This is a genomic window from Micropruina sp., from assembly GCF_047606365.1.
Taxonomy (GTDB): domain Bacteria; phylum Actinomycetota; class Actinomycetes; order Propionibacteriales; family Propionibacteriaceae; genus Micropruina.
In genome coordinates this window covers 1-9688 of record NZ_JASGEN010000096.1, presented here as the reverse complement: position 1 = coordinate 9688, position 9688 = coordinate 1, and the positions used below count along the sequence as shown (strand labels likewise).

The window sequence follows — 9688 nt, the reverse complement described above, 5'->3', positions numbered from 1 at the left end:
GTCGGAGACCAGTCCCGGACGCCGACCGACCGCATCCTCAGGCCGAGGCCGCCAGCTTCTGCTGGTGCGCCATCTTGAGGCCGGCGTAGTAGGCGGCCACGCGGGTCGACTCCACCATGCTGCCGCCGTTGGCGATGCCCTTGCCGGCGATGTCGAAGGCGGTGCCGTGATCGACCGAGCTGCGCATGAACGGCAGGCCCATGGTGATCGTGACGGCCTTCTCGAAGTCCAGCGTCTTGCAGGCGATGTGCCCCTGGTCGTGGTACAGCGACAGGATGCAGTCGTGATGCCCGTCCAGGGCGAACGCGAAGATCGAGTCGCCGGGCAGCGGGCCACGGGCGTTGATGCCCATCGCCTTCGCCTCTTCGACGGCCGGGATCAGGTGCTCGATCTCCTCGGTGCCGAACAGGCCGCCGTCGCCGCCGTGCGGGTTCAGCGCCGCCACCGCGATCGAGGGGTTCTCGAAGCCGTAGGTGCGCATCTCACGGTCGATGTCCTTCAGATAGGCCAGCGTCCGTTCCTTGGTGATCTGGTCGCAGGCCTTCCGCACCGACACGTGCCGGGTGAGGAAGAACACCCGCAGCTTGTGCACGTTGAACATGGTCAGCGCGTACGGCGAGTTCGTCAGGGCCTCGAAGATCTCGGTGTGCCCGATGTGGTCCACGCCCGCTTCCTTCAGCGCCACCTTGTGGATGGGCGCGGTGGAGACCGCGTCCAGCCGTCCGGCCAGGCCGAGTTCGATGGACTTCTCCAGGTAGGAGTAGGCGCGCAGCGCCGCGTCCTTCTGCACCTCGCCGTAGACGATCTTGGCGCCGGGGGCGGCACCGGTGTCGAGCAGGTCGACCGTCCCGAACTCGTACTTGGCCTCTTCGGGCTCACTGATCTCGTTGAACTTCAGCGTCACGCCCTTGACCGCGGCCGCCTCTTCGAGATGTTCGCGCGCACCGATCACGAACGGTTTGCAGACCTCGTAGATCATTTCCGACTGGACGGTGTCCACGACGATCTCGGGTCCGACTCCGGCGGGGTCGCCGATCGTGATCGCGGTGACCGGCCTGATTTGGGTATCTGACATTGTCTGTTTCACTCCATCTTTTCGTCGAAGATCCGATTGACACATTGAATTGCGGTCTGTTCGTTGCCGGTGAGTCCGCCCTTGCAGATCACCGGCAGGCCGGCCCACGGGCCACCCACCAGCACACCCTGATCTGCCTGAGGAATGACGTAGTCGACCAGGCCGATGCCGTTGGCGTCCAGGGCGGCGCAGGTGTTGACCATGATGTCACCGCCGGTGAGGTACAGGCCCGCGACGGCATCGCCGAGGGTCTCCACGACACGTCGTGCCAACGCTCCGAAGCGGCCCGGGATCTGGCCCGGCCCCTCCCCCGGCTGCAGGCCGGCCCGGCGTTCCATGGCAGCCATGTCACCGAGGTCGCCACTGATCGTGGAGTCCAGGGCCAGCATGATCACCCGGGGTTGCTGGGGAAGCACGCGTTCCACCTCGTCAAGGACCCGCTGGGTCTCGCGCAGGTAGTGCCGCTCGTCGGCGATCAGGTCGCCAACGTCCACGCCGATCACTTCGGTGCCGGGCACCTTGGAGAGTTCCACCATCTGCAGGTGGGTGACCCGCATGGCGCTGCCGGCCACCACCAGCGCGGTGCCGGTGTCGGACTCGGACGGCTCGAGCCGGAGCGTGCGCTCCTTCACCGGACGGGTGTCGACCACGCCGCTGCGGATCGCCAGCCGTTCGGTGAACGGGCCCGGGTCGACGCAGACCACCTTCCAGCCGAGGTCGGCCACCACGGTGGCGATCAGGTCGACGTCCTCCAACGAGGCGGCGTCGACCACGATCACCCGGTCCCCCGCCTCACGGCAGGCGACCAGTCCGGCCCGGATCTCTTCGGCCCCGTCGATCACCGCACCGATCGGCACATGGCCGACCGGCACGGTGCACTGGCCCGCCATCAAGGTGGGCAGGTGCGACTGCTTCACCGGCGTCCGGACGTCCTGGGCGACCGGGGTGCGCGAGAGCAGCACCGAGTCGATCACCGAGTAGCCGCCCACCACGATCCGCTTCGATTGCGGCATGGCCGGCACCATGATGGCGATGTAGTCGTCGGGCAACGCGCTGAGCATGCCCTCCACCTCGGGGCCGATCCCACCGCGACAGGTGGTGTCGATCCGCTTGGTGAACTGGCGCGCGCCGGCCGTGACCAACTCCTGCGTGGCCTGCCGGACCCGCTCGTAGGCGTCAGCAGCCGGCAGCGGCCGGGAATCCGAGTTGAGGATCAGCGCCTCATGATCGGAGGTCAGCGCCGAGACGTCGGCCGGTGAGAACAGCACCGCGGTGTCGACGCCCACCCTGGCCAGCAGGGCGCCGATCGTGGTGCAGCCGGTCAGGTCGTCGGCGACGATACCTAGCTTGGGCATCCCGACACCGCCTTCCGGGTCACGGGACGGCCGCTCACTTGGCCACTGCCTCTGCCTCGACCGCGTGCTCGGTCGCCTTCGGCTTCGCCTCGACCAGGCTGAAGATGATCAGCAGGGCAATGACCAGGACGACCGCGAAGTAGCTGAACGCGATCGAGTAGTTGCCGCCGGACGAGTCGAGCAGCAGACCGACGATGATCGGCGCGAAGAAGCCGCCCAGGTTGCCGCCGGAGTTGATCACGCTGATCGCGAACGGGTAGGTCTTGTTGTTGGTCAGACCCATCGGGTAGGCGGTGAACATCGGCCAGCCGATGTTGAGGAAGAAGCCGGTGGCGATCAGGCTGGCGACGATGGCCGGAATGTTGTCCGGTGCGTTGATGACCACCACGATCATCACGGCCGCGAAGAAGGCGGTGATCAGCATGGTGGGCTTGCGGCGTCCGTGGAACAGCCGGTCCGAGACCACGCCGCCCAGCAGCGCGCCGATCAGGCCGCCGACAGCCGGTGCCGCGGCGATGAAGGCGACGCCCGACAGGTTCATGCCGCGGGCCTGGACGAGGTACAGCGGCACCCAGGTGAGCAGACCGTAGTTCACGTTGTTCATGAAGAAGTAGGCCAGGGTGTCGCCCCAGATGTTCCACGACCTCAGCACCTTGCCGTTGGTGTCGAGGGTGTCGACGTCCTTCAGCCGGATCAGCTTGTCGAGCCACGGGATCGGCCGGAAGACAACCTTCTTCTTGGTGGGGTCTTCGGAGGTGTCGTAGATGTGCGCGACCTCGGCAGCGTTGACGTGCTTGCTCTGCTCGGGACGGTTCCGGACGACGAGCCACCACACCGCGGCCATGATGAAGCCCGGGATCGAGAACCAGATGAACACCCAGCGCCAGCCGTGGGCCTGCGCGAGGCCGATGACGATGGCCGGAACGATGATCGGCGCGAACTGGGTCGAGGCGATGTAGAGGCCGGTGGCGGTGCCCTTCTCACGCGGCGGGAACCACGCGTTCACCGTCGAGGTCATGCCGACCGGCGCAGGGCCCTCGGTCAGGCCGAGCAGCAGGCGCAGGGCCAGCAGCATGACGGCGCCGGTGGTGAACCCCATCAGCAGGGTGACGGCCGAGAAGGCCAGGATGGCGAAGGAGACCACCGCACGGGTGCCCTTCTTGCCCATGATCAGGCCGGCGGGGATCTGCGAGACCGCATAGCCCAGGAAGAAGAAGCTGGAGATCGCGCCGATGGTGAAGTTGTCGATATGGAACTCTTCCTTGATGAACGGAAGTACCGCGCCGATGTTGGCGCGGTCGGCCATACAGACCACGTAGGCGGCGAAGATCGTCGCCATCACGACCCAGCGGTACCGGGTCGGTTTGTCGGTTGGAAGGTTGGCGCTCAGCGGAGTTGCGGCGCCCGCAGAAGATGACATGTGTCCGTGCTCCTAGTTGTCAGTGTCCGAGAGACGGGTCGGCGATCTGCCCCGCGCACGGTCATCGACCGATAGCGCGAGGTGGCTCCGACCGACCCGAGGACACCAACCAGGGACGTGACCGTCAGCAGAAGCAGGTGGGTCACGGTCCGCGCATTGCCGTGTCTCCACCGGTTCCTGTCGAGTACGCCGGTCACGGCGCTGGAACATCGGGCGCCACCCCCGTGCTGCATTGCCCGGAGCGTGGCTGATTACCAACTCAACAGCAGAGAGTACTCACCGCGCGCGCCGAGCGCTAGGCCTACCGGCGGTCGAATCCTGCCGCGCACGCCGACGAGCACCATATGCGCGGTTCGATCATTCTGTCACTCGACCGCTCGCGCGCTGGCTAGATTTCGCGCGGACCTTGACAAACGGTCTGCGCTGTTCGATCATTGTTACATCCCAATTGTGATCGGACCGCGCAAACGATACTTCGGTTCCGACCCCGAAGACCGGCCGCAACTGGGACGTCCAGGGAGAGCAGTGGACCCAGGTGGAGCCCGTCTGCTCGACACCCGTTACCCACGGGTTCCACCCACCTCGAAATGCAGGAGGATGAGGGCATGCAGGACCTGCCAGCCACATCCTCCGTCGATGTTCACGAGCAACCGGACGGCCGTCCGGCGAAGCCCAGCAAGGGTCAGCGCCGGCGGCAGAGAATCCTCCAGTTGCTCACCACAGATCCGGAGGCCAACGTATCGGTGAGCGACCTGTCAGACACCTTCGGGGTTTCGGTGGCGACCATCCGTCGCGACCTCGCCGACCTGCAGGACCGCAGGCTGGTGACCCGAACCTACGGGGGTGCGGCGCTGCAACACCGGCCCCGCACCGAGCTGACCATGCGTGAGCGGATGTCGGCCCACGCCGACGCCAAACGGGCCATCGGCCGGGCGGCCGCCGTCCTGATCGAGGACGACGACCTGATCATCCTCGACTCCGGATCGACCACCGAACAGATCGCCGCCGCACTGGGCAACCGCCCGGTCTCGGTGATCACCAACGGCCTGATGGTGGCCAACCAACTGGTCTCCAACGACCAGGTGGGCGTAACGATCCTCGGCGGAGCGCTGCGCGGCATCAACGCCACCATCACCGGGCCGGACGCCGAGTCGATGCTGAACCGGGTGCAGGCCACCTACGCCTTCATCGGCACCGACGCCATCGACCCCGTCCGGGGCCTGACCTCACGCACCTATGCGCAGGCCAGGCTCAAGGCGGCGATGATGGAGAACGCCCAGCGCACCTACGTGGTGGCCGACTCGTCCAAGCTGGGCGAGCACGGGCTCTTCCACTACTGGTCCGAACTACCCGACCAATGGGGCCTGGTCACCGACGAGGCCGCCGACCCGGCGGTGCTCGACGAACTTCGGGAGGCCGGCGCCGATTCGATCATCCTGGCCCCGCCACTAGACACAGAAGACTGGTGAGATTTCCCATGCAGCAAGCAGTGCTGTACCGACCTGACGAACTCCGCGTCGAGGAACGCGACGTTCCGACCCTTGCCGAGGGCGATGTCCTGCTCAAGGTAACCGCCGCGCTGTTGTGCGGCACCGACCTGCGGATCTACTCGGGCCGCAAGACCAAGAACGTCACCCTGCCCTCGGTGCTCGGGCACGAGATCGCCGGCGAGGTGGTTGATTGCGCCGGTCCGCTGCCGGAGGGCGTGTCGATCGGCGATCAGGTCTGCGTCTACCCGCTGGTGCCGTGCGGCGAGTGCGTCGCCTGCCGCAAGAACCACCCCAACATCTGCCGCAACCGGGTGGCGTTCGGCTACCAGCTGGCCGGCGGGCTGTCGCAGTACATCGTGGTGCCGGCCAACGCCCGGCAGAACATCGTGCCGTTGCCGGGGGTGTCGGCGCCCGAGGCGGCCCTGGTCGAACCGCTGGCCTGTGCCCTGAACGGTCAGAACATCGCCAAGGTGAAGGGCGCGGATGCCGTCCTGATCGCCGGCTGTGGCCCGCTGGGCCTGATGCACATCCGGCTGGCCAAGGCCCAGGGCGTCCCGACCGTGATCGCGGTCGACCCGAACACCGCCCGGCACGAGATCGCCCGCGAATCCGGGGCCGATCTGGTGCTGGCACCGGGCGAGGACACCCCCGCCCAGATCCTGGCCGCCACCGACGGCGGCATCGACGTGGTGATCATGGCCATCGGACGGGTGGAGGCCCTCACTCCCTACCTCGGCATCCTGGCTCCGGGAGCCCGGATCTCCGCCTTCGCCGGGTTCAACGCCGGCGACGTGTTGAGCATCGTCGCCAACGACATCCACTACAACGAGTACGAGGTCGTCGGGGCCTCGTCCTGCCGGCTGGAGAACTTCCACGCCGTGGCCGACCTGGTCACCGCAGGCAAGCTCAGGGTCGCCGACCTGGTCGGCACCCAGCTGCCGCTGGCCCGGGTGCACGAGGCGCTCGACCTGGTCGCCTCGGGCAAGGACCTGCGGGTCGGCATCGATCCCTGGGCCTGAGGCCCGCTCCCCCGTCTCTTCATTCTTTTCCACACCACACAGAAGGATTTGTCATGGGCATTTTCGAACTGAACCCCGTCGGCACCACGTCCGCGCTCGGCCGCGAGATCCGACTGCGCCGGATCATCGGGGCGGACGGCCGGCTGATGACGGTGGCGCTCGACCAGGCGGTGCCGCGCGGTGTCGCGCCCCGGCTGGCCGATCTGAAGACCGTATTCGACAAGATCGCCGACGCCGATCCGGACGCCTTCACGGTGTTCAAGGGCGTCGCCGGGCACCTGCTGTCCGGACGCGCCAAGCAGGTGCCGCTGATCATCAAGGGCTCGACGTTCTGCGTCGACTTCCACCTCACCTACGACGCGACGGTCGGCCAGGTGGCGGACTGTCTGCGGCTCGGCGCGGACGCCATCGCGGTCGGCATCTCGGCGGGCTCGGAGAACCAGGTCGCCATGCTCGAGATGCTCAGCGCGGTCACCGAGGAAGCGCACAAGTGGGGCCTGCCGGTGATCTGCCACGCCTACCCCAGCGGTGAGCTGTGGGGCGACCGCAAGGGCAGCACCGAATCGGTGATGTACGCCGCCCGCGCCGCCGCCGAATGCGGCACCGACATCGTCAAGACCTGGTACACCGGCTCGGCCGAAGAGTTCAAGAAGGTGGTCGACGCCACGCCGACCCTGGTCGTCGCCGCCGGCGGTGCGCCCACCCCGAAGCCGATCGACGTGCTCAACCAGGCCGCGGCCGTGATGGACGCCGGTGGCGCCGGCATGACCGCCGGCCGCAACATCTGGGGTGCCGACGATCCGGGTGCCATGGTGCACGCGTTGAAGGCCGTCATCCACGACGGTGCCGATCCCAGCGAAGCCGTCAAGCTGCTCGGCTGAGCAGCCCGGCGATCAGCAAGGAGCTCAACGATGAGAACCTTCCTCGGACTCGACCTCGGCACCTCGGCCACCAAGGGCGTCATCCTCGCCTCTGACGGACGGGTCATCGCCCGGGCCCGCGCCCGCCACCCGGATTCCCGGCGTGGCGGCGTGGGCCGGGCCGACCCGTCCGCCTGGGAGGAGTCGATCCTGGCGGTGTGCCGGCAGTTGGCGCCGCAGTTGGCCGAGGTGAGCGGGGTCGGCCTCGACACCCATTGCCCCACGATCGTGCCGATGGGCGACGACGGTCACCCGGTCACCTTCGCGGTGACCTGGGACAACCCCGCGCTGACAACGTACTTCGATCACTACAGCCCGCTGCGGTCGACCAAGGCGATCCGGTCCACCGGCAATCACCCGTCCCGGTCGACGTTCGCGGCGATCGCCTATCACTATCTGCGCGAGGCCGAGCCGGACGCCTTCGCCCGGATGACCACGCTGGGTTTCGCCGGCACCTGGCTGGGTCAGCAGCTCACCGGTGAGGCGGCGCTCGACCCGACCCAGGCGTCCTACACGGGCGTCTACAACACCATCGGCAGGCACAGCGACTGGCTGCCGAAGACGCTCAGCGAGCTGGGCATCGAGCCGCCCGTGCTGCCGCCGGTCCGGCCGGCGATGGACGTGCTGGGTCACGCCGGCACCGACTTCGCCGAGCTGGCCGGGATTCCCCGGGGCGTGCCGGTGATCGTCGGCTGCGCCGATACGCCGGCGGCGTCCTATGCGTTGGGGACGGCGCCGGGCACGAACCCGTTCCTGATCATGGGCACCACTCATGTGGTGAACAGCTGTCTGTCGGCCCCCGACCTGCGGGCACGGGCGCTGCAGCGGCGCGGCCTGCGTCCGGACGAGTGGCTGATCAACGGCGTCACCAACGGCGGCGACAGCCTGGCGGTGGCTGCGACACTCCTCGGCTTCGGACGCAAGGAGTCCGCCGTCCGCGAGATGATCCGGCTGGCCAACAAGCTCTCGCCGGAAGAGGCCGAGACGGCACCGTTCTTCATTCCGCACGTGATGCCCGAGCGGGGCCCGTTCTGGTTCGAGCAGCCCTGCTCGGGGTTGACCGGGATGACCCGTTCGACCACCCGCGGTCAGCTCGCCCGTGCGGTGCTCGACGGGGTGCTGTTCGCCGACCGGATGGTGCTGGAGGCCACCGTCCCGCCCGGCGACCAGGCGATCTACCTGACCGGGGCGTTCGGCGAGGACCCGGTGATGCCGAAGCTGCTCGCCGATGCCACCGGACGCACCTACGACGTCGCGCTCGAGCCCGACCTGCCGGCGATCGGCGCGGCCGCCATGTGTGCCGAAGCGGTGCACGACGTCATTCCGAGCCGGCTCTCGACCAGCCGGGTCAAGCCCCGTGCCAAACGCCGGGCCCGGGCCGAGCAGCGCTGGCTACGGTTCCGTGAGGAATGGTCGAAGGTCACCGGACGCGACCCATTGCCCGCACTGCCCCCACTCGTAACGACAAGGAGTTGACCCTGATGCCTGCTGGCCATCTGTATGTTGCCCGACGACTCACCGACACGGTGATGGACGAGTTGCCCGCGCTCGGACTGGAACTGACGGTCGGTGAGGTCGCTCCCCCCTCGCGTGAGCGGATGCTGGCCGACGTCGCCGGCGCCGCTGCCGCGGTCGTCACCCTCACCGAGCGGATCGACGCCGCCTTCTTCGACGCCGCCGGTCCCCAGCTGCAGGTGGTCGCCAACGCCGCGGTGGGCTTCGACAACATCGACCTGGCCGAGGCCAAACGGCGCGGCGTGGTGATCACCAACACCCCCGGCGTCCTCGACGAGGCGACCGCCGACCACACCTTCGCAATGCTGCTGGCGATCACCCGCCGGGTAGTCGAGGCCGATCGATTCGCCCGCTCGGGCGAACCGTGGATCTGGGGTCCGACCATGCTGGTCGGCCTGGACGTCAGCGCCGGCGCGACGCTGGGCGTCATCGGCCTCGGCCGGATCGGACGCGCCGTCGCCCGGCGGGCGCTGGCCTTCGGGATGCGGGTGGTCGCCAGCCATCCCCGGCTCGAGGTCGGCACGCAACTCGACGGGGTGGAGATCGTCGATCAGGCGGACCTGCTGGCGACGTCCGATGTGGTGACGCTGCACGTCCCGCTGCGACCGGACACCCGGCACCTGATCGACGCGGACGCGCTGGCGTCGATGAAGCCCGGCTCGTACCTGCTCAACGCCGCCCGCGGCGGCGTCGTCAACGAGACGGCTCTGATCGCAGCGCTGCGCAGCGGCCACCTGGCCGGTGCCGCACTGGACACCTTCGAGGGCGAACCCGTGATCAACCCGGCCCTGCGCGAACTCGACAACGTGGTGCTACAACCCCACATCGGCAGCGCCGGCGGCACCACCCGCGACAACATGTGCCGCCTCGCCGTCCGCAACGTCACCCAGGTGC

At 68.1% G+C, this 9688-nt stretch carries 8 protein-coding genes; 5 read left to right on the top strand and 3 right to left on the bottom strand.

All coding sequences use genetic code 11. The features are described 5' to 3' along the window. Positions 1 to 37 precede the first annotated feature (37 nt). From pdxA to QM624_RS10875, 3 genes are read right to left on the bottom strand one after another with little or no spacing between them, the layout of a single operon-like run. A complete protein-coding gene (pdxA, locus tag QM624_RS10885) occupies positions 38 to 1075 on the bottom strand; it encodes a 4-hydroxythreonine-4-phosphate dehydrogenase PdxA (RefSeq protein WP_415091665.1) in 1038 nt (345 codons plus the stop codon). A gap of 8 nt (positions 1076 to 1083) precedes the next feature. Beyond that, a complete protein-coding gene (locus QM624_RS10880; protein WP_415091663.1) occupies positions 1084 to 2430 on the bottom strand; it encodes a four-carbon acid sugar kinase family protein in 1347 nt (448 codons plus the stop codon). 34 nt (positions 2431 to 2464) lie between these two features. Continuing rightward, positions 2465 to 3850 (bottom strand): MFS transporter, encoded by a 1386-nt coding sequence (locus tag QM624_RS10875; protein WP_415091661.1) that lies wholly within the window; start codon positions 3848 to 3850, stop codon positions 2465 to 2467. A gap of 605 nt (positions 3851 to 4455) precedes the next feature. Between QM624_RS10875 and QM624_RS10870 the strand changes: the two genes are divergently transcribed. The 5 genes from QM624_RS10870 to QM624_RS10850 all read left to right on the top strand — a co-directional run. After that, on the top strand, positions 4456 to 5319 hold the full coding sequence (locus QM624_RS10870) for a DeoR/GlpR family DNA-binding transcription regulator (RefSeq protein ID WP_415091659.1): 864 nt from the start codon (positions 4456 to 4458) through the stop codon (positions 5317 to 5319). Positions 5320 to 5327: 8 nt separating this feature from the next. Then, positions 5328 to 6359 carry an alcohol dehydrogenase catalytic domain-containing protein gene (locus QM624_RS10865; RefSeq protein ID WP_415091657.1) on the top strand — a complete coding sequence of 344 codons (1032 nt, stop codon included), beginning with the start codon at positions 5328 to 5330 and terminating at the stop codon, positions 6357 to 6359. A 53-nt stretch (positions 6360 to 6412) separates the two neighbouring features. Beyond that, complete coding sequence (locus tag QM624_RS10860; RefSeq protein WP_415091655.1) at positions 6413 to 7240, top strand: class I fructose-bisphosphate aldolase; 828 nt, start codon at positions 6413 to 6415, stop codon at positions 7238 to 7240. A 30-nt stretch (positions 7241 to 7270) separates the two neighbouring features. Then, complete coding sequence (locus QM624_RS10855) at positions 7271 to 8755, top strand: xylulokinase (protein WP_415091653.1); 1485 nt, start codon at positions 7271 to 7273, stop codon at positions 8753 to 8755. Positions 8756 to 8760: 5 nt separating this feature from the next. Then, on the top strand, positions 8761 to 9688 hold a 928-nt coding region (locus QM624_RS10850), incomplete at its 3' end, for a 2-hydroxyacid dehydrogenase (protein ID WP_415091651.1).